Source organism: Paenibacillus sinopodophylli, assembly GCF_005930355.1.
GTDB lineage: Bacteria > Bacillota > Bacilli > Paenibacillales > Paenibacillaceae > Pristimantibacillus > Pristimantibacillus sinopodophylli.
In genome coordinates this window covers 1-226 of the sequence record NZ_VDBO01000098.1, presented here as the reverse complement: position 1 = coordinate 226, position 226 = coordinate 1, and the positions used below count along the sequence as shown (strand labels likewise).

The window sequence follows — 226 nt, the reverse complement described above, 5'->3', positions numbered from 1 at the left end:
GTAATCGTGATCGTTGCACTTCCTGCACTGACGGCTTGTACAACGCCTGACGCATCAACTGTAGCTACTGCGCCGTTACTTGTGACGTACTCAGCACTTGACGTAACTCCCGCTTCATCTCCATTGGTGTAGGTTGCTGTTACGCTCAATGCTTGATTCTGTCCTGCAGTTAACGATACCGTTGCTGGTGACGCAGAGATCGCTTCTAGCACAACAGGTTCTGGCA

Annotated in this window: 1 protein-coding gene; it reads right to left on the bottom strand. The window is 50.9% G+C overall.

Annotated features, from left to right (window positions below; translation table 11 throughout):
• The coding region (locus FGT79_RS30840; protein WP_171056552.1) for an Ig-like domain-containing protein at positions 1-226 on the bottom strand (226 nt) is incomplete at both ends.